Origin of the sequence: Cellulomonas fulva (genome assembly GCF_018531375.1) — a bacterium.
GTDB lineage: Bacteria > Actinomycetota > Actinomycetes > Actinomycetales > Cellulomonadaceae > Cellulomonas > Cellulomonas fulva.
Genome location: NZ_JAHBOH010000001.1, coordinates 1,791,064 through 1,815,225 on the forward strand (window position 1 = coordinate 1,791,064; position 24,162 = coordinate 1,815,225).

Annotated in this window: 24 protein-coding genes; 17 read left to right on the top strand and 7 right to left on the bottom strand. The window is 75.4% G+C overall.

Going from position 1 to position 24,162, the window contains the following annotated elements:
* Positions 1-18: 18 nt before the first annotated feature.
* From KIN34_RS07930 to KIN34_RS07940, 3 genes are read left to right on the top strand one after another with little or no spacing between them, the layout of a single operon-like run.
* Complete coding sequence (locus KIN34_RS07930; protein ID WP_214348946.1) at positions 19-1,410, top strand: alpha-galactosidase; 1,392 nt, start codon at positions 19-21, stop codon at positions 1,408-1,410.
* Positions 1,407-2,921, top strand: coding sequence for an arabinosylfuranosidase ArfA (gene arfA / locus KIN34_RS07935; RefSeq protein ID WP_214348949.1), 1,515 nt, complete (start codon positions 1,407-1,409; stop codon positions 2,919-2,921). Before KIN34_RS07930 ends, arfA begins: the two co-directional genes overlap by 4 nt.
* Complete coding sequence (locus KIN34_RS07940; protein WP_214348951.1) at positions 2,918-4,045, top strand: arabinan endo-1,5-alpha-L-arabinosidase; 1,128 nt, start codon at positions 2,918-2,920, stop codon at positions 4,043-4,045. Before arfA ends, KIN34_RS07940 begins: the two co-directional genes overlap by 4 nt.
* A gap of 3 nt (positions 4,046-4,048) precedes the next feature.
* Here KIN34_RS07940 and KIN34_RS07945 read toward each other — a convergent pair whose 3' ends face one another.
* A complete protein-coding gene (locus KIN34_RS07945; protein WP_307858147.1) occupies positions 4,049-4,612 on the bottom strand; it encodes a GNAT family N-acetyltransferase in 564 nt (187 codons plus the stop codon).
* Between the two features lie 50 nt (positions 4,613-4,662).
* Here KIN34_RS07945 and KIN34_RS07950 point away from each other — a divergent pair, with 50 nt between their 5' ends.
* Both KIN34_RS07950 and KIN34_RS07955 read left to right on the top strand, forming a co-directional pair.
* Positions 4,663-4,926 carry a glutaredoxin family protein gene (locus KIN34_RS07950; RefSeq protein WP_214348953.1) on the top strand — a complete coding sequence of 88 codons (264 nt, stop codon included), beginning with the start codon at positions 4,663-4,665 and terminating at the stop codon, positions 4,924-4,926.
* Positions 4,923-5,621, top strand: coding sequence for a redox-sensing transcriptional repressor Rex (locus tag KIN34_RS07955; protein WP_214348955.1), 699 nt, complete (start codon positions 4,923-4,925; stop codon positions 5,619-5,621). Before KIN34_RS07950 ends, KIN34_RS07955 begins: the two co-directional genes overlap by 4 nt.
* 89 nt (positions 5,622-5,710) lie before the next feature.
* Here KIN34_RS07955 and KIN34_RS07960 read toward each other — a convergent pair whose 3' ends face one another.
* Positions 5,711-6,262 (bottom strand): YceI family protein, encoded by a 552-nt coding sequence (locus KIN34_RS07960; protein WP_214348957.1) that lies wholly within the window; start codon positions 6,260-6,262, stop codon positions 5,711-5,713.
* Positions 6,263-6,435: 173 nt separating this feature from the next.
* Here KIN34_RS07960 and KIN34_RS07965 point away from each other — a divergent pair, with 173 nt between their 5' ends.
* The 6 genes from KIN34_RS07965 to ccsB are packed head-to-tail and all read left to right on the top strand — an operon-like array spanning position 6,436 to position 12,110.
* On the top strand, positions 6,436-6,957 hold the full coding sequence (locus tag KIN34_RS07965; RefSeq protein ID WP_214348959.1) for a MarR family winged helix-turn-helix transcriptional regulator: 522 nt from the start codon (positions 6,436-6,438) through the stop codon (positions 6,955-6,957).
* Between the two features lie 48 nt (positions 6,958-7,005).
* Positions 7,006-7,749 (top strand): histidine phosphatase family protein, encoded by a 744-nt coding sequence (locus KIN34_RS07970; RefSeq protein WP_214348961.1) that lies wholly within the window; start codon positions 7,006-7,008, stop codon positions 7,747-7,749.
* A gap of 19 nt (positions 7,750-7,768) precedes the next feature.
* Positions 7,769-8,395, top strand: coding sequence for a TlpA family protein disulfide reductase (locus tag KIN34_RS07975; protein ID WP_372449533.1), 627 nt, complete (start codon positions 7,769-7,771; stop codon positions 8,393-8,395).
* A gap of 44 nt (positions 8,396-8,439) precedes the next feature.
* Positions 8,440-9,318 carry a cytochrome c biogenesis CcdA family protein gene (locus KIN34_RS07980; RefSeq protein WP_214351934.1) on the top strand — a complete coding sequence of 293 codons (879 nt, stop codon included), beginning with the start codon at positions 8,440-8,442 and terminating at the stop codon, positions 9,316-9,318.
* A gap of 1 nt (position 9,319) precedes the next feature.
* Positions 9,320-11,077 carry a cytochrome c biogenesis protein ResB gene (resB, locus tag KIN34_RS07985; RefSeq protein WP_214348963.1) on the top strand — a complete coding sequence of 586 codons (1,758 nt, stop codon included), beginning with the start codon at positions 9,320-9,322 and terminating at the stop codon, positions 11,075-11,077.
* Positions 11,064-12,110, top strand: coding sequence for a c-type cytochrome biogenesis protein CcsB (ccsB, locus tag KIN34_RS07990; RefSeq protein WP_214348965.1), 1,047 nt, complete (start codon positions 11,064-11,066; stop codon positions 12,108-12,110). Before resB ends, ccsB begins: the two co-directional genes overlap by 14 nt.
* Positions 12,111-12,340: 230 nt before the next feature.
* Here the strand turns inward: ccsB and KIN34_RS07995 are convergent, their stop codons facing one another.
* A complete protein-coding gene (locus tag KIN34_RS07995) occupies positions 12,341-12,691 on the bottom strand; it encodes a PLDc N-terminal domain-containing protein (protein ID WP_214348967.1) in 351 nt (116 codons plus the stop codon).
* Positions 12,692-12,744: 53 nt separating this feature from the next.
* Between KIN34_RS07995 and KIN34_RS08000 the strand changes: the two genes are divergently transcribed.
* A complete protein-coding gene (locus KIN34_RS08000; RefSeq protein WP_214348969.1) occupies positions 12,745-13,026 on the top strand; it encodes a DUF4229 domain-containing protein in 282 nt (93 codons plus the stop codon).
* 18 nt (positions 13,027-13,044) lie between these two features.
* Here the strand turns inward: KIN34_RS08000 and KIN34_RS08005 are convergent, their stop codons facing one another.
* Positions 13,045-13,914, bottom strand: a complete 870-nt coding sequence (locus KIN34_RS08005; RefSeq protein WP_214348972.1) for a 1,4-dihydroxy-2-naphthoate polyprenyltransferase — start codon at positions 13,912-13,914, stop codon at positions 13,045-13,047.
* On the bottom strand, positions 13,911-15,221 hold the full coding sequence (gene menE / locus KIN34_RS08010) for an o-succinylbenzoate--CoA ligase (RefSeq protein WP_214348975.1): 1,311 nt from the start codon (positions 15,219-15,221) through the stop codon (positions 13,911-13,913). Before menE ends, KIN34_RS08005 begins: the two co-directional genes overlap by 4 nt.
* A gap of 140 nt (positions 15,222-15,361) precedes the next feature.
* Here menE and KIN34_RS08015 point away from each other — a divergent pair, with 140 nt between their 5' ends.
* Positions 15,362-16,462 carry a DUF3048 domain-containing protein gene (locus KIN34_RS08015; RefSeq protein WP_214348978.1) on the top strand — a complete coding sequence of 367 codons (1,101 nt, stop codon included), beginning with the start codon at positions 15,362-15,364 and terminating at the stop codon, positions 16,460-16,462.
* Between the two features lie 164 nt (positions 16,463-16,626).
* Positions 16,627-16,782, top strand: coding sequence for a hypothetical protein (locus tag KIN34_RS08020; RefSeq protein WP_214348981.1), 156 nt, complete (start codon positions 16,627-16,629; stop codon positions 16,780-16,782).
* 18 nt (positions 16,783-16,800) lie between these two features.
* Here the strand turns inward: KIN34_RS08020 and KIN34_RS08025 are convergent, their stop codons facing one another.
* Positions 16,801-17,745 carry a 1,4-dihydroxy-2-naphthoyl-CoA synthase gene (locus tag KIN34_RS08025; RefSeq protein WP_214348984.1) on the bottom strand — a complete coding sequence of 315 codons (945 nt, stop codon included), beginning with the start codon at positions 17,743-17,745 and terminating at the stop codon, positions 16,801-16,803.
* Between the two features lie 45 nt (positions 17,746-17,790).
* Between KIN34_RS08025 and KIN34_RS08030 the strand changes: the two genes are divergently transcribed.
* From KIN34_RS08030 to KIN34_RS08040, 3 genes are all read left to right on the top strand, one after another.
* The gene (locus KIN34_RS08030; RefSeq protein WP_214348987.1) at positions 17,791-18,762 is read left to right on the top strand and encodes an o-succinylbenzoate synthase; all 972 of its coding nucleotides are present in this window, start codon (positions 17,791-17,793) and stop codon (positions 18,760-18,762) included.
* A gap of 7 nt (positions 18,763-18,769) precedes the next feature.
* Positions 18,770-20,650, top strand: a complete 1,881-nt coding sequence (gene menD, locus KIN34_RS08035) for a 2-succinyl-5-enolpyruvyl-6-hydroxy-3-cyclohexene-1-carboxylic-acid synthase (protein WP_214348990.1) — start codon at positions 18,770-18,772, stop codon at positions 20,648-20,650.
* A 129-nt stretch (positions 20,651-20,779) separates the two neighbouring features.
* On the top strand, positions 20,780-22,471 hold the full coding sequence (locus tag KIN34_RS08040) for a trypsin-like peptidase domain-containing protein (RefSeq protein WP_214348992.1): 1,692 nt from the start codon (positions 20,780-20,782) through the stop codon (positions 22,469-22,471).
* A 267-nt stretch (positions 22,472-22,738) separates the two neighbouring features.
* On the opposite strand, the gene KIN34_RS08045 is transcribed toward KIN34_RS08040, so the two are convergent.
* Positions 22,739-24,079: an isochorismate synthase gene (locus KIN34_RS08045; protein WP_214348995.1), complete on the bottom strand. Its 1,341-nt coding sequence runs from the start codon at positions 24,077-24,079 to the stop codon at positions 22,739-22,741.
* Between the last annotated feature and the right edge of the window lie 83 nt (positions 24,080-24,162).

Here is a 24,162-nt window from a genome sequence, read left to right on the forward strand (position 1 = left end):
TCGCGAGGGAGCGAGTCGATGGGCGTGGCGGACACGCCACCCATGGGGTGGAACAGCTGGGACTGCTTCGGCACCACGGTGACCGAGGCGGAGGTCCTGGCCAACGCCCGCTTCCTCGCTGCCCACCTGCTGCCGCTCGGCTGGGACACGGTGGTCGTCGACATCGACTGGGCGGACCCCGGGGCGCGGGCGCACGGCTACAACGAGGGCGCCGAGCTGTGCCTGGACGCCCACGGCCGACCGCGTCCGGCGCCGAACCGGTTCCCGTCCGCGGGTGGCGGGGCCGGCCTCGACGACGTGCCCGGCGACGGCTTCGCCCCGCTGGCCGCGCAGGTGCACGGGCTCGGCCTCCGGTTCGGGGTGCACGTGCTGCGGGGGATCCCGCGCCGCGCGGTCGAGCTCGACCTGCCGGTCGAGGGCACCTCCTGGACCGCACGGGACGCCGCCGACACGAGCTCGGTCTGCGCGTGGAACCCGCACCAGTACGGGCTCGACCACACGCACCCGGCGGCGCAGGCGTGGCTGGACGGCCAGGTGGCCCAGCTGGCGCGGTGGGGCGTCGACTACGTCAAGGTCGACGACGTGCTCGCGCCGCTGCACGTCGACGCGGTCCTCGCCTGGTCCACCGCGATCGAGCGGTGCGGCCGGCCGATGCTGCTCTCGCTCTCGCCCGGCACGGGCGTGTCGACCCGGGACCACGGCCTGCTCGCCGCCCACGCGCAAATGTGGCGCGTCTGCGACGACCTGTGGGACCGCTGGGAGGACGTGCACGCGAGCTTCGCGCGCCTGGCGCGGTGGGCGCCGCTGCAGCGGCCGGGTGCGTGGGCCGACGCGGACATGCTGCCGCTGGGGCACATCGGGATCCGCGCCGAGCGCGGCGAGGACCGCGCGAGCCGGCTGACGCCCGACGAGCAGCGCACCCTCCTGACGCTGTGGGTCATGGCGCGCTCGCCGCTCATGATGGGCGGCGACCTGCCCACCACCGACGACGCGACGATCGCGCTGCTCGCCACGCCCGCCGTCGGTCACGTGCTGCGCACCTCGATCGACAACCGCGAGGTGCTGCGCGAGCCGGTCGACGACGGCGAGCTGGTCGTCTGGTCCGCGCGCGCGACGGCGCCCGACGAGCCCGGCTCGTCGTACGCCGCGGTGTTCTGGACCGGTGCCGCCCCGCGCGACCACACCGTCCCGCTGGGCGCGCTCGTCGGGCACGACGTCGCGCTCGCCCACCGCTGGACCGTCCGCGACCTGTGGGACCGCGTCCCCCTCGAGAGCCCCGCCGCCGGGCCGCACCAGCCGGCCGGCGAGATCACCCTCCACGTCCCCGCGCACGGCGTGCGCTGGTTCGCCCTCGACCCGACCGGCCCGGAGCCGGCGCCCTCGCACCACCGACAGGAGCACCTCGCATGATCCCCGTGACGATCACCCTCGACCCCGCGTTCCGCGTGGGCCCCGTGCGCCGCCGCACGTTCGGCTCCTTCGTCGAGCACCTGGGCCGCTGCGTCTACACCGGCATCCACGACCCCGCCCACCCGACCGCGGACGGCGACGGCTTCCGCAAGGACGTCATCGAGCTCACGCGTGAGCTCGGCGTCAGCACCGTGCGCTATCCGGGCGGCAACTTCGTGTCCGGGTACCGCTGGGAGGACGGCGTCGGCCCGGTGGCCGAGCGTCCCCGCCGCCTCGACCTCGCCTGGCACTCGACCGACCCCAACACGGTCGGCGTCGACGAGTTCATGCGGTGGACCAAGGCCGCCGAGGTCGAGCCGATGATGGCCGTGAACCTCGGCACCCGCGGCGTGCAGGAGGCGCTCGACCTGCTGGAGTACTGCAACGTCAAGGGCGGCACCCGCCTGTCCGACCTGCGCATCGCGAACGGCTCGCCCGAGCCGCACGACATCCGCATGTGGTGCCTGGGCAACGAGATGGACGGCCCGTGGCAGATCGGCCACAAGACCGCCTACGAGTACGGACGCCTGGCGGCCGAGACGGCCCGGGCGATGCGCATGATCCAGCCGGACCTGGAGCTGGTCGCGTGCGGCTCGTCGGGCGTGCCGATCCCGACGTTCGGGGAGTGGGAGCAGATCGTGCTCGCCGAGTCCTACGAGTACGTCGACATGATCTCGGCGCACGCGTACTACTGGGAGGAGGACGGCGACCTCGGCTCGTTCCTCGCGTCCGCGACCGACATGGACCACTTCATCGAGTCCGTCGCCGCGACCGCCGACGCCGTGCGCGCGCACAAGAAGCTGTCCAAGCGGATCCACATCTCGTTCGACGAGTGGAACGTCTGGTACCAGCACCGCGCCGAGTCCCAGCCGCCCACGGGCGACGACTGGCCGGTCGCCCCGGTGCTCCTCGAGGACAAGTACAACGTGGCGGACGCCGTCGTCGTGGGGAACCTGCTCATCAGCCTGCTGCGGCACACGGACCGCGTGCACGCGGCGTCGCTCGCCCAGCTCGTCAACGTGATCGCGCCGATCATGACCGAGCCGGGCGGCCGGTCCTGGAAGCAGACGATCTTCCACCCCTTCGCCCAGGCGTCGGCGTACGCGAAGGGCGAGGTGCTGCGCGTCGCGATCGACGTCGACACCTACGAGACCGCGAAGTTCGGCGACGCCGCGCTCGCGGACGCGGTGGCCACGTACGACGCCGAGACGGGCGAGGTCGCGCTGTTCGCCGTGAACCGCTCGACGACACAGCCCGCGCTGCTCGACGTCGACGTGCGCTCGATCCCGGGCCTGCGGCTGGTCGAGGCCAGCACGCTCGCGAACCCGGACCACACCTGGTCCGCGACGGCCGACGACGACACGTCCGTGCTGCCGCGCGCGAACAGCACCGCCGAGCTCGTCGACGGCCGCCTGCGCGTCGAGGTCCCGCCGGTGTCCTGGAACGTCGTGCGCCTGGGCACCCGCGCATGAGCCAGCACGCCGCCCCCTCCGCGAGCTCCTCCTCCGCGGAGACCGACGCCGGGGAGGCTGCGCCCCGGCGTCGGGGGCGGCGTGTGCTCCTGGTCGCGAGCCTGCTCGTCGTGGTGCTGGCCGTCGCCGGCGGCGCGTTCTGGTTGCTGCGGCCGGACGCGCCCGCGGCCACCGCGCTCGAGCTCGCGGGCGACCTGCACACCCACGACCCCGCGCTCGTCGTGGGCGACGAGGGCGAGCCCTGGTACGTGTTCTCGACCGGCGACGTGCGCGTCGGGGCCGGATCCCCGCAGATCCGGCGGTCCACGGACGGCGGCCGGACCTGGGAGGAGGCGGGCACGGTGTGGGACGCCGCGAGCCGCCCGACGTGGGTCTACGACGAGATCGCGGGAGTGCAGAACTTCTGGGCGCCCGAGGTGATCGAGCACGACGGCGTCTGGTACCTCTACTACGCGGCGTCGACCTTCGGCTCGAACACGTCGCTGATCGGTCTGATGACCAACACGACGCTCGACCCCGACGACCCGGCCTACGCCTGGGTCGACGAGGGTGAGGTGATCCGCTCGACCACGGGCGAGGACAACTTCAACGCGATCGACGCGGGGGTCGTGGTGGACGACGACGGCACGCCGTGGATGTCGTTCGGCTCGTTCTGGGGCGGGATCCAGCTCGTCGAGCTGCAGTGGCCGGACGGCAAGCTCGCGGACCCCGACGCCGAGCCGGTGACGATCGCCAGCCGCGTCGGCAGCCCCAACGCGATCGAGGCGCCGTACCTGGTGCACCGCGACGGCTGGTACTACCTGTTCTTCTCGCGCGACTCGTGCTGCCAGGGGACGGACTCGACCTACAACATCGCCGTCGGCCGGTCCCGTGACGTCACGGGACCCTACGTGGACGACGAGGGTCGCGAGCTGACCGCCGACGGCGGGCTGTCCCTGCTCTCGTCGGCGGGCGACATGATCGGACCGGGCGGGCAGTCCTACTCGGAGGGCTACCTCGCGTTCCACTACTACTCGGCGGAGCTGGGCGGCGACTTCCAGCTCGCGATCCGGGAGCTCGCGTGGGACGGCGACGGCTGGCCCGTCGCGACGACGAGCGAGGAGCAGGACGCGCTGGCGGACTGACCCTCACAGCGCGCGCTCGAGGACGAAGTCGTCCTCGAGCCGCGCGCCCACCTGGAAGTGCTTGACGCCGACGCGCGCGAACCCGTGCCGGCCGTAGAAGCGCTGCGCACGGGCGTTGAGCTGGTTGACCCCCAGCCACATCCCGGCGGCGCCCCGCGCCCGCCCGTCCTCGATGCTCGCGGCCATGAGCGCGTCGGCGACGCCGCCTCCGTGCCGCTCCGGGTGCACGTAGCACTTGGACAGCTCGACGGTCGGGGCGAGCGTCAGGCACGCGCGCACGTCCTCGTCGGACGGGACGCCGGCGACGAGCATCGTGTAGCCCAGCAGCGCGTCGTCGTCCGGTCCGGCCGTCGCGACCAGCACGGTCCGCGCGGCGTCCGTGAGGTACCGCGCGAACGCGGCGGGCGACAGCACGGAGTCGACGAACGCGCGCTGGTCCTCCGGCGTCGACCCCGGCGGACAGGCCAGCGGGAACGTGAGCGCTGCCAGCTCGGCGAGCGCCGGGACGTCGGCGGCCAGCGCGGGGCGGACGGTGGGTCGCACGGAGCGGGGGAGGGAGCCGGTCACGCGCGGCAGCCTAGGCCGCGTCGACCCCGTGCGGGGACTAGGGTCGGCCTGTGCTCGATGACGACGCACCCCGCGTGGTGCTCTTCTCCCGCGCCGGCTGCCACCTGTGCGACGCCGCCCGCGCGGTGGTGCAGGACGAGGCCGCGCGCGCCGGTGCGCAGTGGCGCGAGGTCGACGTGGACACCGACACGCTGCCCGGCCGGGACCTGGGGGAGTACGGCGAGCTCGTGCCGGTCGTCGAGGTCGACGGCGTGCGGCAGGGCTACTGGCAGATCGACCCGCAGCGGCTGCGCCGCGCGCTCGCGGCCGGATGACGGGTCGGGTGGTCGCGCGGAGCCCGCTCGTCGGCGGTCCGACGAGCGTGCCCGCGACGAGTGGTACCGCGACGAGCGTGCCCGCCGCCACCGTGTCCCGGCTGCCGGGCTACCTGCACGCGCTCGACGGCCTGCACGCGAACGGGACCGCGGTGGTGACCTCGCAGGAGCTCGCCCGCGCGGCCGGCGTCACCTCGGTGCAGCTGCGCAAGGACCTGTCGTTCCTCGGCTCGTACGGGCGCCGCGGGGTCGGGTACGACGTCGAGCACCTGCGGCACCAGGTCGCGGACGTGCTGGGCGTCCGGGAGCCGCACTCGGTCGTGCTCGTCGGGCTCGGGAACCTGGGCCACGCGCTGGCGCACTACGGCGGGTTCGCGGACCGCGGGTTCACGCTCGTCGGGCTGGTCGACGCGGACCCGGCGCTGGTCGGGACCGAGGTCGCCGGGCTCGTCGTCGAGCCGCCGGAGCGCCTCGCCGAGCTCGTCGGACGGACCGGCGCGACCATCGGCGTGATCGCGACCCCTGCGGGCGTGGCGCAGGACGTGTGCGACGCGCTGGTCGCGGCGGGGGTCACGGGCGTGCTGACGTTCGCACCGCGGGCGCTGCGCGTGCCCGCGCACGTGGACGTGCGCGCGGTGGACGTGGCGAGCGAGCTGCAGATCCTCGCGTTCCACGCGCGCCGCCCGCGCGCCTGACGGCGCACGCCCGGGAACGACGAGGACGCCGGTCCTCGTCGACCGCGCGGGGCCGACGAGGACCGGCGTCCTCGGGGTGCTGGGGTGGCTCAGGCCTGCTTGATGACCGAGACGTCCAGCGTGATGACGACCTTGTCCGAGACCAGGACGCCGCCGGCCTCGAGCGCCGCGTTCCAGGTCAGGTCGAAGTCCTTGCGCGAGATCGTCACGGACGACTCGAACCCGGCGCGCGTGTTGCCGAACGGGTCGACGGCCACGCCGTTGAACTCGGTCGCGAGCTCGACGGAGCGGGTCACGCCGTGGATGGTGAGGTCGCCGACGACGACCCAGTCGCCGCCGTCCTGGCGGACCTCGGTCGAGGCGAACGTCCACTGGCCGAACTTCTCCACGTCGAAGAAGTCGCCGCTCTTGAGGTGGCCGTCGCGGTTGGCGTCACCGGTGGAGACGGTCGCGGGGTCGAGCGTGGCGGTCACGGACGCGCCCGCGTCGGACACCGTCACGGCGCCGTCGGTGATCGCGACGGTGCCGCGGACCTTGGAGATGCCGGCGTGCCGGACCGTGAAGGCGGCCTCGCTGTGCGACGGGTCGATGGCCCAGGTGCCGGTGGAGAGCTCGGTGGGGAGCGCGGTGGCGACGGTCATGGTGACTCCTTCGTGAGCGGGGCTGCTGGCACCCGCTCCGTCGTTGGTTGAACAGTCAACTTCTTGATAGTTCAAAGTTGTACTACATTGAGAGGGCGGGCGCAAGTGATGTTCACCCGCGGCACGCAGACCCGCGGTGGGACACTCGTCGCGGTCGGGGAGGGACGGAGGCGATGGCGGTGGCTCAGGCGACCGAGGACGTGGCGGCGACGCCGGACGGCACGCGCGAGGTGCGCTGGCTCACGGCCGACGAGCAGGTCTCGTGGCGCGCGTTCCGCGTGGGCACGGCGATGCTGTCCGACGTGCTGTCCCACGAGCTCGAGTCGCAGTCCGGGCTGTCGATGCACGAGTACGAGGTGCTGGTCCGGCTCTCGGAGGCCCCGGACCGGACGCTGCGGATGTCGCAGCTCGCGAGCGGCATCGCCCACTCGCGCAGCCGGCTGACGCACACGGTCCGCCGCATGGAGCTCGAGGGGCTCGTCGAGCGGCGCGCGTGCTCGTCGGACGCGCGCGGCGTGGACTGCACCATGACCGAGCGCGGCTGGCTCCGGCTGGTCGCCGCCGCGCCCGGTCACGTCCAGTCCGTCCGCGACCACCTGGTCGACGTGCTCACGCCCGAGCAGTTCCGCGCGCTCGGCGAGGCGTTCGACGCGGTGCGCGCCCACCTCGCGGGTGGGGCGTGTCACGTCGAGTGAGCCCGGACCGGGCCCCGAGCACCCAGGTGCGTGGGGGAGACTGACCCCATGGTCGCGACCACCGTCCACCTCATGCGCCACGGTGAGGTCCACAACCCCGACGGTGTCCTGTACGGACGCCTGCCCGGCTACGTCCTGTCCGAGCGCGGGCGCGCGATGGCCCGCGTCGTCGCGGCGTACCTGTCCGGCCGCCGGTACGACGGAGAGTGGCTCAGCGAGCAGGGCCAGGAGGACCGGGCCGCCGACGGCGTCGTGACGCCGCAGGTCGCCGAGGCGGTGCCCAGCGGCCCGCGCCGCGACGTCGTGGCCGTGGTCGCCTCCCCCCTCGAGCGCGCGCAGGAGACCGCCGCGCCCATCGCCGCCGCCTTCGGGCTCGAGGTCCGCACGGACCCGCGGCTGATCGAGGCCGAGAACCACTTCCAGGGCATGACGTTCGGCGTGGGCGACGGCTCGCTGCGCCACCCGCAGCACTGGCCCCACCTGCGCAACCCGTTCCGGCCGTCCTGGGGCGAGGCCTACCAGGGCCAGGCCGACCGGGTGCTCGCGGCCGTCGCGGACGCGCGCGACGTCGCGCGCGGGCACGAGGTCGTGCTCGTCTCGCACCAGCTGCCCGTCTGGGTGACACGCCTCTCGCTGGAGAACCGGCGCCTGTGGCACGACCCGCGGCGTCGGCAGTGCTCCCTCGCCTCGCTCACCTCGCTGCACTACGAGGACGACCGCCTCGTGTCCATCGGTTACAGCGAGCCGGCGGCGGCGCTGCTGCCGGGCGCCGCGACCGTCCCGGGGGCCTGACGTGGTGCGTCCGGCTCTGGTGACCCGTCCCGGCCCGACGAGCGCGCGCGGGCGTGGCCGGCGCCGCACCCCGCTCGCCGCGGGCCTCGCCGTCGTCGGGCTCGTCGTGGGCCTCGCCGCCTGCGCCCCCACGTCGACCGCGGACGACGTGGCGGACCAGGGCTACCAGTCCGGTGACGGCAGCGCGACGACGTGGCCGGCCGGGGACCGCCAGGGCCCGGTCGCGGTCGCGGGCACGGACTACGAGGGCGCGGAGCAGGACGTCACGCAGTGGGTCGGCGACGTCGTGGTCCTCAACACCTGGTACGCCGCGTGCCCGCCGTGCCGCGCGGAGGCGCCGGACCTCGCGGCGTTCGCGACGGACTACGCCGACCAGGGCGTCCACGTGCTCGGCATCAACTCGACCGACGCGGCCGGGGCGGCCGTGCCGTTCCAGACGACGTTCGACATCCCGTACCCGAGCATCGAGGACACCGACGGCGCGGCGGTCGCCGCGCTCCAGGGTGTCGTGCCCGTGAACGCCGTGCCCACCACCGTCGTGCTGGACCAGGAGGGCAAGGTCGCCGCGCGGATCCTGGGCCTGGTCGACCCCTCGACCCTGCGCTCCGTGGTCGACGAGCTGCTCGACGAGCCGGCGGCGACGTGAGCGCCCTGGTGACGGACGCCGGCGCGGCCTTCGGCCAGGCCGCCATGGGCGGGTCCCTGCTGCTGGCGGTGCCGGTCGCGGTGCTCGCCGGCCTGGTCTCGTTCGCGTCACCGTGCGTGCTCCCGCTGGTGCCCGGGTACGTGGGGTTCCTCGGGGGCATGGCGGGCGCGGGCAGCCGTCCCGCCGCCGCCGCACCCGTCCGCGGTCTCGCCGGCGTCCCTGTGGCGCCCGGCGTCGTCGGCCCGGCGGGCTCGACGGGCACAGCGGGCACCTCGGGCACGGTCCCGCCGGTGGCAGGCGCGGCGTCCGGGGCGCCCGACGAGCGAGCGGCGGACGCCGCCGACCGGCGCCGCCTGCTGCTCGGCGTCGGGCTGTTCGTCGCCGGCTTCACGCTCGTCTTCGTCGTCCTGGGCGTGCTCGCGGGTACGGTCGGCGCCGCGCTGGTGCAGTGGTCCGACGTCGTGTCCCGCGTCCTGGGCGTCGTCGTGATCCTCATGGGCCTGGCCTTCTGCGGGCTGGTGCCGCTCCTGCAGTACGAGAAGCGGCTGCACCTCGCCCCGCGTGCGGGGCTGTGGGGCGCGCCGCTGCTCGGCATCACGTTCGGCCTCGGCTGGACCCCGTGCATCGGCCCGACGCTCGCCGCGATCTACGCGCTCTCGCTGGACCAGGCGTCCGCGGCACGCGGCGCGCTCCTCGCGGTCGCGTTCTGCATCGGGCTCGGGCTGCCGTTCGTGCTGGTCGCCCTCGGGGTCGAGCGGTCGACGCGGGCGCTCGCGTTCCTGCGCCGGCACCGGGTGGCGATCATGCGCTTCGGTGGCGCGATGCTCGTCGTGCTCGGCGTCGCGCTCGTGACGGGCGTGTGGGGCCAGTGGGCGCAGTGGCTGCAGGGCCTGTTCACCGACGACTTCGTGCCGGTGGTGTGACGTGACCACCTACCGCCCCGAGGGTCTCGAGGACTCCTTCGTCCCCGCGAGCGACGCGACCCAGGACGCGAGCCCGGACGGTGCCGGCGGCACGACGAGCGGGTCGACGAGCGGTGCCCCGCCGCAGCTGCCGACGCTCGGACCGGTCGGCTGGCTGCGCTGGGCGTGGCGCCAGCTCACCAGCATGCGGGTGGCGCTCCTGCTGCTCATGCTGCTCGCCGTCGCGGCGGTGCCGGGCACGATCTTCCCGCAGAACGCGCAGGACCCGGCCAAGGTCGCCGAGTACGTCGCGGACCACCCGTCGAGCGGGCCGTGGCTCGACCGCCTGGGCTTCTTCGACGTCTACTCGTCGGTCTGGTTCTCGGCGATCTACCTCATGCTGTTCGTCTCGCTGGTCGGGTGCATCCTGCCGCGCACGCGCGTGCACCTGTCCGCGGTGCGCGGGCGGCCCCCGCGCACACCGCGCCGCCTGACGCGGTTCCCCGCGCAGGCCCAGGGCACCGCCGCGGCGAGCCCGGAGGAGGTCGCCCGTGCGGCCGCCGCCGCGATGCGGCGAGGCTGGGGCTGGCTGCCGGTCGTGCGCACGTACCGCGTCGACGTGCACGACGAGGGGAACGGCACCTGGTCCGCGGCGGGCGAGCGCGGCTACCTGCGCGAGACCGGCAACCTCGTCTTCCACCTGGCGCTCGTCGGGCTGCTCGTGTCCATCGCGGCCGGCCAGATGCTGCACTACCGGGGTCAGGCGCTCGTCGTGCAGGGCCGGGGGATGGCGAACTCGGTGCAGGCGTACGACACGTTCGAGAAGGGCACCGCGTTCGACGCGTCCTCGCTCGAGCCGTTCACCCTCGAGCTCGGCGACTTCGAGTCGGTGTTCGACCCGGACACGCTGGAGCCCCGCGACTTCACCGCGCACGTCACCGTGACGGACCCGGACGGCACCGCCGAGCAGGACACCATCAAGGTCAACCACCCGCTCGAGCGCGACGGCGCCAAGATCTACCTGCAGGGCAACGGGTACGCACCCAGCATCACGGTGCGGGACGCGGCCGGCGAGGTCGCGTTCGCGGGCGACGTGCCGTTCCTGCCGCAGGACGAGGTCTACACCTCGCGCGGCGTGGTCAAGGTGCCCGACGTGTCCGGCGGGCAGGACCAGATCGGCCTCGTCGGGTACCTGCTGCCCACGGCGCAGGAGATCACGGACGGCCTGTACCGCTCGTCGAACCCGCAGCCGGACGACCCGATGCTCGTGCTGTCGGTGTGGTCCGGCAACCTCGGCCTCGACACCGGGGTGCCGCAGAACGTGTACCAGCTCGACGAGTCGCGGATGGAGCAGGCGTCCGACGCCGACGGCGCGGCCGTCACGCTCTACGTGCGCCCGGGCGAGACCGTGGACCTGCCGGACGGGCTCGGCACGGTGACGTTCGACGGGCTCCAGCGCTACGTGGCCCTGGACCTGCGGCACGACCCCGCGCTGCCGTTCGTGCTCGTCTTCGCGCTCGCCGCGTTCGCCGGGCTCGCGTGCTCGCTCTTCGCACCGCGTCGGCGCCTCTGGGTCCGGGCCTCGCCCGCCGGCTCGTCGGAACCCGCCGGTGCGTCGGACCCTGCCGGCTCGTCGGACCCTGCCGGCGGGCGGCCATCTACAGTGGTGACGGCCGCCGGCCTCGCGCGCGGCGACGACGTCGGCCTGCAGCCCGAGCTCGACCGCGTGCTCGACGCCACCCTGACGTCCCTGGAGGGAAGCAGCCATGGAGACCGGTGACCTGAGCACCCTGCTGGTGTGGGCCGCGGCGACGGCCTTCACGATCGCGCTCGTCGCGTATGCCGTCGACCTCGCCCGGCTGGCGGACAACGCGCAGCGCCGCCCGGTCGCGCCGGCGCGCGTCGCCGAGCTCGCCGGCGTGACAGCCGGTGGGTCGGCCCGGACCGGCGCGGCGGACTCCGCCGTCGCGGGCTCCACCGCCGACGCCGCGCCGGGCCGGTCCCCGCGTGCCGAGGGGATCGCGCGCACCACGACGTACCTCGGGATCGCGCTGCTGTTCGTGGCGATCGTGCTGCGCGGCCTCGCCGCGGGCCGCTGGCCGACCGCGAACATGTACGAGTTCACGCTCGTCGGCGTCCTGGTCGCGACCACGGCGCTGGCCGTCCTGCAGCGTCGCCGGGTCATCGCGTTCCTCGGCGTGCTCGTCATGGGCATCGCGGTCGCGGCACTCGTGTTCGCGCTCGAGCAGCTCTTCGTCCGCGCCGACGCCGTGCGGCCCGCGCTGCAGAACTACTGGCTGGTGCTGCACGTCGGCGTGGCCATCACGGCGACCGGCATCTTCACGGTCGCGTTCGCCGCGGCCGTCCTGCAGGTCATGCGGGACGCACGGGAGACCGGCCGGTCCCACCTCGACCACGCCTGGCAGCGCGCCGACGGCCTGCGCCGCGTGTTCTCCGGTGCGGCGGTGACCGGCCCGCGGTTCCGCTGGCTCGAGCAGGTGCCCGACGCGCGGCGCCTCGAGGCGATGTCCTTCCGGCTCAACGCGGTCGGGTTCGTCCTGTGGACCCTGACCCTCATCGGCGGCGCGATCTGGGCCGAGGACGCCTGGGGTCGGTACTGGAACTGGGACCCCAAGGAGGTCGGCACCTTCATCGCGTGGGTGGTGTACGCGGCCTACCTCCACGCGCGCACGACCCGAGGCTGGAGCGGGCGCAAGGCCGCCTACTTCGTGTTCGTCGGCTACGCCGCCGTCATCGCCAACTTCACGGTCGTCAACCTCTTCGTCACGGGCCTGCACTCCTACGCCTTCTGACTGACGCGGTCGTCACTGAATCCGTGGTTGTGCGACACGCCGCGGGATGTGCGGCGCGTCGCACCACCACACGTTCAGTGAATGCGGCGCGGGCGGACGGCGGCGCGGAGGCGCAGGCGGCACCAGCCGAGCCGAGGATCGGGCGGCGCCTGCCGGGGCGGAGGCAGGGGGGTCCCGGTGGGCTGCGGCCGCGGGATCAGCGGGCGGGCGCGGGGTGTGCGGCCGTGGGGTCAGGCCGGGGCAGTCGGGTCGCGGGGCGGGTCGTCGGGGTGCTCGGTGGGGGACTGGCGCTTGCGCTCCTGCTCGAGGCGCCAGAGGAACTCCTCGTCGTCGTCCGGCGCGCTGGGGCCGGCGGCGGAGCGGGTGCTCGGGCCCCAGCCGGCGCGGGCGGGGCGGACCTGGGCGCGTCGCGCGCGGCTGACCGCGAGCCACACGATCGACCCGAGCACGGGGAGCAGCACCACGAGCAGCACCCAGAGCGCGGGGTGCACGCCGAGGCGCTCGTCGTCCGTGCTGCGGACGATGTCGATCACGCAATAGACGACGAGCCCGATCACCAGCAGGTAGCCCAGGTACCTCATGACCGAACCCTAACCGTCGCGGGGCACCCGGTCGGGGCGCCTACCCTGGAGGTGTGCCCGTCGTCATCTACACCGCGCTGCGCCTGGCGCTGTTCCTGCTCGCCACGGGACTGCTGTGGTGGGTCGGCATGCGCTCCTGGCTCGCGCCGCTCGCCGGGCTGTTCGTCGCCTGGGCGCTGTCCTACGTGCTGCTCGGCGGCTTCGGCGCGAAGGCGGCCGCGTACGTCGAGGAGCGGTCGCGGGCGCGCTCGTCGTCCCGACGCACCCGGGCCGACGAGGACGCGAGCTACGAGGACGCGATCGACGACGCGAACCGCGGCGAGCACCCGGCCTGAGCCGACCGGTCGCCGCGCCTAGAGCGCGAGGCCCAGGCCCAGCAGCACGCCGAACGCGAGCTCGAGCATGCCGGTCCCGGCGAGCACGGGCACCAGGGCGCGGCCGCGCGCACCGAGCTGCACGACCACCGCGAGCACGATCGCGGGGGCCAGGAGCACCAGCACCAGCAGCGCCCACGGCGAGCCCGCCGAGCACACCGCGCCCAGCAGCACCGGCACGATCACCATCGCCGAGTAGACGCGCCGCGCGCGGTGCTCGCCCAGCCGGACCGCGAGCGTCCGCTTGCCGACCAGCGCGTCCGTGGGGACGTCGCGCAGGTTGTTGACCATGAGCAGCGCGCACGCGAGCAGGCCCACGGCGACCGCGCCCACCCACGCCTGCCAGGACAGCTCACCGGCCTGCGTGTAGGTGGTGCCGAGCACCGCGACGAGCCCGAAGAAGACGAAGACGCCGACCTCGCCCAGGCCCAGGTAGCCGTACGGCTTCCTGCCGCCGGTGTAGAACCACGCCGCGACGATCGCGACGGCGCCGACGGCCAGCAGCCACCACGCGCCGCTCAGCGCGACGAGCCACACGCCCAGCAGCGCGGCGACGCCGAACGCGGCGAACGCCGCCCTCCGGACCTCGCTGGGCCGCGCGGCGCCGGACGCGGTGAGCCGCATCGGCCCGACGCGGTCCACGTCGGTGCCGCGGATGCCGTCGGAGTAGTCGTTGGCGTAGTTGACGGCCACCTGCAGCGCGAGCGCGACGCCGGCCGCCAGCAGCGCCCGGCCGATCCGCGCCTCGCCCAGCTCCGCGGCGGCGCCCGTGCCGACCAGCACGGGTGCGGCGGCGGCGGGCAGCGTGCGCGGGCGCGCGCCGGCGACCCATTCCTGCGGCGTGGTCACGGGCGGCTCCCTGGTTCGGTGGTGAGATCCGGTTCGGTGGTGAGATCCGGTTCGGTGGTGAGATCCGGTTCGGTGGTGAGATCCGGTTCGGTGGTGAGATCCGGTTCGGTGGTGCGATCTGGTGCGGTGGCGACGCCGGGTGCGGCGACGTGCGGGACGGCGTGCGGCTGCTGGACGACGAGCCGTGCGGCGGCCCGGTCGGGCTTGCCGGGTCCGCGCAGGGGCAGCGTGTTCACGACGACCAGGCGACGGGGCGCGTGCGCGGCACCGAGCCGGCCGGCGACGTGCGCGCGCACCGCGTCGAGGCCCGGCACCTCGGCGCCGGCGACGGGGACCACGAGCGCGGTCACCAGCTCGCCCCACTCGGCGTCGGGCACGCCCACGACGCACGCCTCGGCGACCGAGGGCAGCGCCACGAGCGCGTCCTCGACGGCCGCGGGGGCGACGTTGACCCCTCCCGTGAGGATCACGTCGTCCGCGCGGCCCAGGACGGTCAGCACGCCGTCGTCGAGCCGGCCGAGGTCGCCCGTGCGCAGGTGCCGCTCGCCCGCGACGTCGACGAACGGGGACGGGTGCTCCAGGTAGCCCGCCGCCAGCACGTCGCCCGCGACGAGCACGCGCCCGTCGTCGTCGAGCCGCACGCGGACGCCGTCGAGCGGGACGCCGTCGTACACGCAGCCCCCGCACGTCTCCGTCATGCCGTAGGTGGTGACGACGCGCAGGCCGGCGTCGCGAGCGCGTTCGAGGAGCGGGGCGGGTGTCGCGGCGCCGCCCAGCAGGATCGCGTCGAACGCCGCGGCGGCCCGGGTCGCCGCGGGGTCGTCGAGGACGCGGACCAGCTGCGTGGGGACCAGGGAGGTGTAGCGGACCGGGCCGGTGAGGCGGGCCGCGGCCTCGACGAGCAGGTCCGGCGTGAACCGGCCCGCGGCGGCGAGCACCGGCCGCGTCCCCGCGAGGACCGAGCGCACCAGCACCTGCAGCCCGGCGACGTGGTCGACCGGCAGGACCAGGAGCCACTGCCCCGGCCCCGCGAGGCGCGCGTGCGTCGCGCGTGCCGAAGCGGCGAGGGCCCCGGCCGTCAGCAGCGCGGTGCGCGGCGTCCCCGTGGACCCGGACGTGGCGACGGCGAGCGCGAGGTCGTCGGGGGCGTCGGGCACCACGGCGGGCTCGTCGGACGGCGGGTGCGTGCCGGACGGGCCGGCCGCCGGCAGGACGCGGAGCGCGGCGCCGCCGCCGTCGAGCGCGGCAGGCAGCAGGTCGAGGACCCGCGCCGCGTCGGCGGGCACGTCGCGCAGCAGCCGGCTCACCGGTCCAGCCTACGGCGGCGGGGACGGGCCGCCGGCGGCTGCGCGGGCCCGTCCGACCGGTCCGCGGGCGGTGCGGCGTGACCGGCGCGCCGTGGTGGCGTGGCACCCTGGTTCCCGCACACCACCGGGGGGAGTCACCCATGACGTCCAGGACCATCCGTCGCGCTGCCGTCGCGCGCACCAGCGGGCTGCGGGCCGCCGCCCTGCTCGGCGCCCTCGCGCTCGCCCTGACCGCCTGCTCGGGCGACCCGGAGCCGACGCCCAGCGCGCCGACGCCGGTCACCGTGGGCCCGACGATCGACGCCGACAAGGGTCCCGTCCCGACTCCTTCGATCGCGCCGACGTGGCCGCTGACCGGCGTCGTGGCCGACGGCGAGCCCGAGAACCGCCCGGCGCTCGCGGTCAAGATCGAGAACACCTCGGCCGCCCGGCCGCAGACCGGCCTCGAGGACGCCGACGTCGTCTGGGAGACGATCGTCGAGTTCCAGGTGTCGCGCTTCATCGCGGTCTACCACTCGAAGGTGCCCGACGAGGTCGGCCCGATCCGGTCGGTGCGCCCGATGGACCCGCTGATCCTCGCGCCCACGCACGGGCTGCTCGCGTTCTCGGGCGGCCAGACCGGCATCCTCGAGCTCGCCCAGGCCTCCGGCCTGCAGCTGCTCAGCAACGACGCGGGCGTGCCGGGCATGTACCGCTCGAGCGCGCGCTCCGCGCCGCACAACGTCTACGCCGACCCCACGACCCTCTGGGACCAGGCGAACTCGACGCACGCGGACTCGCCCGGGACGCAGTTCCAGTTCGCGGCCGACGCCGCGGGCTCGACCGCGGTGGCCGACGGCAAGGCCGCCACGTCCCTCGACTTCCGGCTCTCGTCCGCCTCCTCGCCGTCCTGGGCCTGGAGCTCGTCCTCACGGACGTGGCTGCGGTCGGAGGGCTCGGCGCCCGCGGTGGGGGCGAGCGGCGACCGGCTCTCCGCGGTCAACGTCGTCTCGATCGTGGCCGACCACCCGGACACCCGGTTCCCCGCGCAGGGCGGCAACCGCGTGCCCACCTACGACCTGGTCGGCGAGGGCGAGGGCACCATCGCGACGGGCGGCAAGACCATCGAGGTGACCTGGAAGAAGAAGGCGCAGGACTCGCCGCTGCGCCTGTTCTACGACGGCAAGCCGGCGCTGCTGGCGCCCGGCAACACGTGGGTCGAGCTGGTGCCCCGGGGCTCCGGCTCGCTCACCGTCGGCTGACGGCGGCCTGACCGGCACCTCGCCGGTGCCCGGCCCGCTTGACGGGGTCCACCCTGGGGTGGACCCCGTCGGCGTCTCGGGGCGCCCTTCGTCGTACCCCGCGGGCGCCACGACGGCACCGCAGGCCGACGCGCCCGGGTCCGTCCGAGGACGAGCCTGGTCGCATGACCACACACGACATCCACGAACCCGTCGAGCACGACACCGCGGGGGTCGGCGCCGTCGTCGCGGCAGGCGTCGTCCTGCTGGCGCTCGTCGTCGGAGCGGCCGCGCTGGTGGCGCAGGTCGTCGACCTGGCCACGTGGGTCGCGACCCCCTGAGCCGCCCGCGGGTCGCGGTCAGTAGGCGTACGGGAAGCCGGACCAGTCCGGCTCACGACGCTGCAGGAACGCGTCGCGCCCCTCGACCGCCTCGTCGGTCATGTAGGCCAGCCGCGTCGCCTCGCCCGCGAACACCTGCTGCCCGGCCAGGCCGTCGTCGGCGAGGTTGAACGCGAACTTCAGCATGCGGACCGCCTGCGGGGACTTGGTCGCGATGATCCGCGCGTACTCCAGGCCCGCGTCCTCGAGCTCGTCGTGCGGGACCACGTCGTTCACCGCGCCCCACGCGTGCGCCTGGTCCGCCGAGTACTCGCGCGCGAGGAAGAAGATCTCGCGCGCCCGCTTCTGGCCCACCTGCCGGGCGAGCAGCGCCGAGCCGTACCCGCCGTCGAACGAGCCGACGTTGGCGTCGGTCTGCATGAACCGCGCGTGCTCGCGCGAGGCGATCGTGAGGTCCGCGACGACGTGCAGCGAGTGCCCGCCGCCCGCGGCCCAGCCGTTGACGAGGGCCACCACGACCTTCGGCATGGTCCGCATCAGCCGCTGCACCTCGAGGATGTGCAGGCGCCCGGCGCGCGCGGGGTCCACGGCATCCGCGGTCTCGCCCTCCGCGTACCGGTAGCCGTCCCGGCCGCGGATCCGCTGGTCGCCCCCGGAGCAGAACGCCCAGCCGCCGTCCTTGGGGCTCGGCCCGTTCCCCGTGAGCAGCACCGTGCCGACGTCCGACGACATGCGCGCGTGGTCGAGCACGCGGTACAGCTCGTCGACCGTGTGCGGGCGGAACGCGTTGCGCACCTCGGGCCGGTCGAACGCGACGCGCACCACCGGGAGGTCCCGCTCGTCGGACCCCGTGCGGTCCACGCCGCGGTGGTAGGTGAGGTCCGTCAGGCCCTCGAACCCCGCCACCTCGCGCCAGCGCGCGGGGTCGAACGTCGCGGACACGCGGGCAGGCTCGGCACTCACGCGGCCCACCCTAGGTGCCAGGGTCGCCGCGCGTAGCCTGGGGCGGTGGTCGCGCCGGACGTCGTCGTGTGGTCGGTCCCGCTGCGCACCCGGTTCCGAGGGCTGACGTCGCGGGACGGCGTGCTGGTCCGCGGGGACGCCGGGTGGGCCGAGTTCTCGCCCTTCTGGGACTACGACGACGAGGAGTCGTCGGCCTGGTGGCGCGCGGCGCGCGAGGCGGCCGACCTCGGCTGGCCGGAGCCCGTGCGGGACGCCGTGCCGGTCAACGTGACCGTCCCCGCCGTGGACGCCGTGACCGCGCACCGCATCGTGACCGCGTCCGGCGGCTGCCGCACCGCCAAGGTCAAGGTCGCCGAGCGCGGTCAGGACGTGTCCGACGAGATCGCGCGGCTCGAGGCCGTGCGGGACGCGCTGGGCCCGGGCGGGGCGGTCCGGGTCGACGCGAACGCGGCCTGGGACGTCGACGAGGCCGTGCGCCGCCTGGCCCTGCTCGACCGCGCGGCGGGCGGGCTGGAGTACGCGGAGCAGCCGGTGCCGGGCGTGCCGGACCTGGCGGCGCTGCGGCGGCGCACGACGGTGCCGATCGCGGCGGACGAGTCGATCCGCCGCGCGGCGGACCCGCTCGCGGTCGCACGGGCGCACGCCGCCGACGTCGTGGTGCTCAAGGTGCAGCCGCTGGGCGGCGTGCGGGCGTGCCTCGAGCTCGCGGAGCGGATCGGGCTGCCGGTCGTCGTGTCCTCCGCGCTGGAGTCGTCGATCGGTCTCGCCGCGGGCGTCGCGCTGGCCGCCGCGCTGCCCGAGCTGCCGTACGCGTGCGGGCTCGCCACGGCGCAGCTGCTCACCGCGGACCTGGCCGCCGACCCGCTGCTCCCGGTGGACGGCGCCCTGCCCGCGCGCCGCCCGCGACCGGACCCCGCGCTTCTGGCCGAGGCCGCCGCGCCCGCCGCCCTGCGTGAGCGGTGGGAGGCCCGCGCGGCCGCGGTCCGGCTGCTCGCGGACGCCCGCGAGCAGGCATGATGGCGCCGTGAGCTCACCCGCCGTCGCCGCCGCACGCGTGCTGGTGCAGGCGTTCGCGGCCCTCGGCGTCCAGGACGTGGTGCTGGCGCCGGGCTCGCGGAGCGCGCCGCTGGCGTACGCGCTCGCGGACGCCGCGGCGCCGGACGGCGAGCGGCCCGAGGGTGCACCCGCGCTGCGGCTGCACGTGCGCGTCGACGAGCGCTCGGCGACCTTCCTGGCGCTCGGGCTCGCGCGCGGCTCGGCCTACGGGGACACCGGCGAGGGCCCGACGAGCGCGGCCCGCCCGGTGCTCATGGTGACCACGTCCGGCACCGCGGCGGCGAACGCGCACCCGGCGGTGCTCGAGGCGCACCACAGCGGCGTCCCGCTCGTCGTCGTGACGGCGGACCGGCCGCACGAGCTGCGCGGCACGGGCGCGAACCAGACCACCGAGCAGGCGGGGCTGTTCGGCGGGGCGGTGCGGCTCGCGCTCGACGTCCCCGCACCCGTGGGTCTGCCCGACGAGCCGCGCGACCTGCGCCGTCTGGCGACGCGGGCCGTGGCCGCGGCGACCGGCGCGCGCACCGGCGACCCGGGACCGGTCCACCTCAACCTCGCCTTCCGTGACCCGCTGGTGCCCGACGACGAGCCGTGGCCGGCCGCCGCGGCCACGGGGCTCGCCGTGGTGCCGGGTCCGGTGGTGGGCGTCCCGACGAGCACGGGGGCGACTCCGGCGGTGACCGCGCGCGTGACCGAGCGAGCCACCGAGCGGGCGACCGAGCGGGCGACCGAGCGAGCTGCTGAGCGGACGCACGAGCGGCTCGCCGATCGGTCGTCCCGGCGCGGCGGCGTCCCGACCGTCGTCGTCGCCGGGGACGGAGCCGGGCCGGCCGCGCGCCGCCTGGCCGAGGCGAACGCCTGGCCGCTGCTCGCCGAGCCGTCGTCGGGGGCGCGCGGCGGCCCGTGCGCGATCGCGGCCTACCGGCTCCTGCTGGCACGCGAGGACCTCGGGGGGCGGGTCCGGCGTGTCGTCGTGCTGGGCCGGCCCACGCTGTCGCGGCCCGTGCAGCGGCTGCTCGCGCGCGAGGACGTCGAGGTGCTCGTCGTCGCACCGCGCGGGGCCGACTGGCCCGACGCCAGCCGCAGCGCGGACCAGGTGCTCACCGAGGTGCCGGCGCGCATGCGGCACGGCCGCACCGCCGGCCCGGCCGGCTGGCTCGAGGACTGGCGGGCCGCGGACGCGCGCGCCGCGGCCGCGATCGACGACGTGCTCGACCACGGGCCGGAGGCCGCCCGCGGCCGACGCTCGCGCACCGGCGCCCGCGTCACCGGGCCGGTGCTCGCGCGCGTCGTGGCCGCGGTGAGCGAGCCGGACGACGTGCTCGTCGTCGGCTCGTCGAACCCCGTGCGCGACCTGGACCTGGTCGCCCGGTGGGACCGGCCGCCGCTCGTGCTGGCGAACCGCGGGCTCGCAGGCATCGACGGCACGATCGCGACGGCCACGGGCGTGGCGCTCGCGCTGCCGCGGCGTCGGGTGCGCGCCCTCGTCGGCGACCTGACGTTCCTGCACGACGTGGGCGCGCTGCTGCGCGGGCCGCTCGAGTCACCCGTGGACCTGCAGGTGGTGGTGGCGAACGACGACGGCGGCTCGATCTTCGCGACGCTCGAGCACGGCGAGCCCGCGCGGGCGCACGTCTTCGAGCGGGTGTTCGCGACGCCGCACGGGGCGGACCTCGCGGCGCTGTGCGCGGGGTACGGCGTGCGGCACACGCGGGTGGTGGACGCCGACGGGCTGCTGCCCGCGCTCGCCGCGCCGGGCACGGGCGTCAGCGTCGTCGAGGTCCGGGTGGACCGGACGGGGCGGCGGGCGCAGGGCGAGCGGATCACCGCCGCCGTCGCCGCCGGCTGACCGCTGCCGGCCTGTCGGTGGCTTCTGATCGAGGGCTTCCAGGAACTCCCAGGGAACTCCCAGGCTCTGTGAAGGGTGTGCCCAGGGGCGCGGCGCAGGATGGAGCTCGACTTGAGGAGGACACCCGACATGACCACCCCTGCTCCCGAGAACCACCCCCAGGCAGCGCCCACCGAGCCGCTGTCGCCCGTCCCCGCGCCGCCGGCCACCCCGGCGCCCGCCGCGGCGACGCAGCCCCACGAGCCCGTCGCCGCCACGCAGCAGATGGCCGCGCAGCCGCCGTCCACGCCGACGTACGCCCAGCCGTACGGCCCCGGCGGCGCGGCTCCGGCACAGACTCCCGCGCAGACCCACGCACAGACTCCCGCTCACGCCCCCGCGGGCTACGGCCACGCCTTCGGCGCCCCGCAGCCGCAGCAGGCTCCGCCCGCCCCGCCGCAGGGGCCGTGGGGCTTTGCGGCCGAGGGCGCCCCGGCCCCGCAGCCCGTCCGCGGCGAGCGCAAGCGCCGCATCTGGATCCCCGTGACCGCGGCGGCCGCCTCCGCGCTCGTGCTCGGTGCCGCCGCCGTGGGCGTCGCCTACGGTCTGGACGAGGACGGCCCGAGCGCCGGCACCGCGTCGGGCTCGTCGTTCGCCGACCTCGGGCAGACCTCGACCGACACCGTGCCGGTGTCCGGCTCGAACAGCGACGCCCCGGACTGGGAGGCCGTCGCCGCGGCCGTGCAGCCGTCCGTGGTCGCGATCCAGACGACCACGCAGTCGGGCAGCGCGCTCGGCTCCGGCGTCGTGATCGACGACGCCGGCCACGTGGTCACCAACAACCACGTCGTCGCCGGCGCGCAGGACGACCAGGTCCAGGTCACGCTGTCCGACGGACGGATCTTCACCGCCGACGTCGTGGGCACCGACCCGACGACCGACCTCGCCGTGATCAAGCTCGTCGACCCGCCGCAGGACCTCTCGCCCGCCGCGCTCGGCAGCTCGGCCGACGTCAACGTCGGCGAGTCCGTGATGGCCGTCGGCAACCCGCTCGGCCTGCAGAGCACCGTCACCACCGGCATCGTCTCCGCGCTCGACCGCCCGGTCACGACGCAGGGTGAGGACGGCTCGTCGACCACCGTGACGAACGCGATCCAGGTCGACGCGTCGGTCAACCCCGGCAACTCCGGCGGGCCGCTGTTCGACGCGCAGGGCCGCGTCATCGGGATCAACTCGTCGATCGCCACGCTCTCGAGCGAGTCGGGCTCGATCGGCCTCGGCTTCGCGATCCCCGTCGACCTGGTCAAGAACATCGCCGGCCAGCTCATCGACGACGGCACCGCGGAGCACGCGTTCCTCGGCGTCGGCCTGAACGACGGCACGGCGACCGTGGACGGCGTCACGCGCGCCGGTGCCGTGGTCGAGCAGGTCAGCGACGGCTCGCCGGCCGCGAAGGCGGGGCTCGAGAACGGCGACGTGATCGTCGGCATCGACGGCGACGCCGTCGGCGGCGCCGAGTCGCTCACGGCGTACGTCCGCTCCTACGCCAGCGGCACCAAGGTGCAGCTCACGGTGGTCCGCGACGGCGCCTCGAAGGACATCGAGGTGACCCTCGCGACCAAGGAGGACACCGCGACGTCGCAGGGTGACCAGGGCCAGGGCACGCTCCCGGGGCAGGGCGACCAGGGGCAGGGCACCGTGCCGGACCAGGGCCAGGGCGACCAGGGCCAGGGCGACCAGGGCCAGGGCGACAGCCAGGGCCAGCAGATGCCCGACCTGCAGAACATGACTCCCGAGGAGCTGTGGCAGTGGCTCCAGGAGCACCAGGGCGAGCAGGGCTGACCCCCGCGCCCCGACTGCCCGGCCGGCGCACCCCCTGACGTCGGCCGGGCCCCGCGGAGTCCGTCACCCCCCTGGACGGACCACCGCCGGCCGAGCCCCGGCCGGATCGGCGACGACCGACCCGGCCGGGGCTCGATGCCGTCCCGCGCGCGATGTCCGAGCCGCCGGCTCCCGCTCGCTAGATCTCCGCGAGGTCGTCAGAACGACCGTGCCTCGTCGCAGATCTCTGACGAGCTGCACGGACATCTGACGACCTCGTGGGGATCTTCAGTCCGACGAGAGTGCGGTGCGCATGGGCACGAGCTTCGCCTCGGACTCGGCGAGCTCGGCGGCCGGGTCGGAGGCGGCGACGATGCCGCAGCCGGCGAACAGGCGGACGCGGTGCGGGTCGGCCGGGTCGGTCTGCGCCGAGCGCAGCGCGATGCCCCACTCGCCGTCGCCGTCCGCGCCGAACCAGCCGACCGGCCCGGCGTACCGCGCGCGGTCCATGCCCTCGAGGCGCCGGATGAGCTCCGCGGCGGCGCGCGTCGGCGTCCCGCAGACCGCGGCGGTCGGGTGCAGCGCGGCGGCCAGCGCGAGCGACGACGGGTGCCCGTGCGCCTGGCCCCCGAGCACGCCGGTGACGTCCGAGGCCAGGTGGAGCACGTTGGGCAGGTGCAGCACGAACGGCACGTCCGGCACGTTGGTCGACGAGCAGAACGGCTCGAGCGCGTGCGCCACGGAGGTGACCGCGTACTCGTGCTCCTCGAGGTCCTTCGACGAGTGCGCCAGGATCGCGGCGCGCGCGACGTCGGCCTCGTCGTCCCCGGTCCGCCGGATGGTGCCGGCGAGGACGCGGGAGGTCACCAGTCCCTTCTCGGAGCGGACCAGCAGCTCGGGCGTCGCGCCGAGGAGGCCGTCGACGCTGAACGTCCAGCACGAGGGGTACGCGGACGCGAGCCGCTGCAGCGCCCACCGCACGTCGAGCGGCTCCGCGGTCCGGGCGACGACGTCGCGCGCGAGCACGACCTTCTCCACGCGTCCGGCGCGCACCTCGGCGATGCCGGCGGCGACGACGTCGCGCCAGCCCTCCGCGGTCACGGCCCCGTCGGTGTAGGTCACCGCGCCGGGCGAGGCGGGCGGCACGTGCTGTCCGACGAGCTCGTCGAGCACGGGTGCCGGTCCGAGGTCGGGTCCCGCCGCCATCGTCGTGAGCCACGCGCGTCCGGCGCGCCGGCCGACCACGACGCGCGGCACGACGATCACGCCACCGGCCGCGGACTCGTCGTCGAACGCGAACGACCCGAACGCGACCGGGCCGGAGCCGGGCACCTGCACCTCGTCGCGCACCACGGCGCGGGCCAGCACCTCGCGCCACACGGCCTCCGCGTCGGCGAACCGGGCGGCGCCGGTGACCTCGAGGCGCAGCACCTCACCCCAGGCGACCAGGCCGTCGCCGCGCCGCACCCAGGCGAGCGGCGTGCCCTCGCGCGCGGCCGGGGGCAGGAGGTCGAGCAGGTCCGCGGGATCGGCCGCGTCACCCGCGCGCGTCGGCAGGTCGAGGGCGACCGTCCGCACGACGAGGGGGTGGGGGAGCCGGTCCGCGGGCGCGGAGGTCAGCGTGCTCATCCCGACCAGCGTATGCCCGCCCACCCGGTGCCACGCGCCAGCCGCTGCGCACCCCCGGCGTGCACCCGCCGTCGGCCCGTCGT

What these genes read in the sequence shown, in the direction of transcription:
- KIN34_RS07930 (WP_214348946.1), top strand. Translation starts at nt 19, where the DNA reads ATGGGCGTGGCGGACACGCCACCCATGGGGTGGAACAGCTGGGACTGC.
- arfA (WP_214348949.1), top strand. Translation starts at nt 1,407, where the DNA reads ATGATCCCCGTGACGATCACCCTCGACCCCGCGTTCCGCGTGGGCCCC.
- KIN34_RS07940 (WP_214348951.1), top strand. Translation starts at nt 2,918, where the DNA reads ATGAGCCAGCACGCCGCCCCCTCCGCGAGCTCCTCCTCCGCGGAGACC.
- KIN34_RS07955 (WP_214348955.1), top strand. Translation starts at nt 4,923, where the DNA reads ATGACGGGTCGGGTGGTCGCGCGGAGCCCGCTCGTCGGCGGTCCGACG.
- KIN34_RS07960 (WP_214348957.1), bottom strand. Translation starts at nt 6,262, where the DNA reads ATGACCGTCGCCACCGCGCTCCCCACCGAGCTCTCCACCGGCACCTGG.
- KIN34_RS07965 (WP_214348959.1), top strand. Translation starts at nt 6,436, where the DNA reads ATGGCGGTGGCTCAGGCGACCGAGGACGTGGCGGCGACGCCGGACGGC.
- KIN34_RS07970 (WP_214348961.1), top strand. Translation starts at nt 7,006, where the DNA reads ATGGTCGCGACCACCGTCCACCTCATGCGCCACGGTGAGGTCCACAAC.
- KIN34_RS07980 (WP_214351934.1), top strand. Translation starts at nt 8,440, where the DNA reads ATGGGCGGGTCCCTGCTGCTGGCGGTGCCGGTCGCGGTGCTCGCCGGC.
- ccsB (WP_214348965.1), top strand. Translation starts at nt 11,064, where the DNA reads ATGGAGACCGGTGACCTGAGCACCCTGCTGGTGTGGGCCGCGGCGACG.
- KIN34_RS07995 (WP_214348967.1), bottom strand. Translation starts at nt 12,691, where the DNA reads ATGAGGTACCTGGGCTACCTGCTGGTGATCGGGCTCGTCGTCTATTGC.
- KIN34_RS08015 (WP_214348978.1), top strand. Translation starts at nt 15,362, where the DNA reads ATGACGTCCAGGACCATCCGTCGCGCTGCCGTCGCGCGCACCAGCGGG.
- KIN34_RS08020 (WP_214348981.1), top strand. Translation starts at nt 16,627, where the DNA reads ATGACCACACACGACATCCACGAACCCGTCGAGCACGACACCGCGGGG.
- KIN34_RS08040 (WP_214348992.1), top strand. Translation starts at nt 20,780, where the DNA reads ATGACCACCCCTGCTCCCGAGAACCACCCCCAGGCAGCGCCCACCGAG.
- KIN34_RS08045 (WP_214348995.1), bottom strand. Translation starts at nt 24,079, where the DNA reads ATGAGCACGCTGACCTCCGCGCCCGCGGACCGGCTCCCCCACCCCCTC.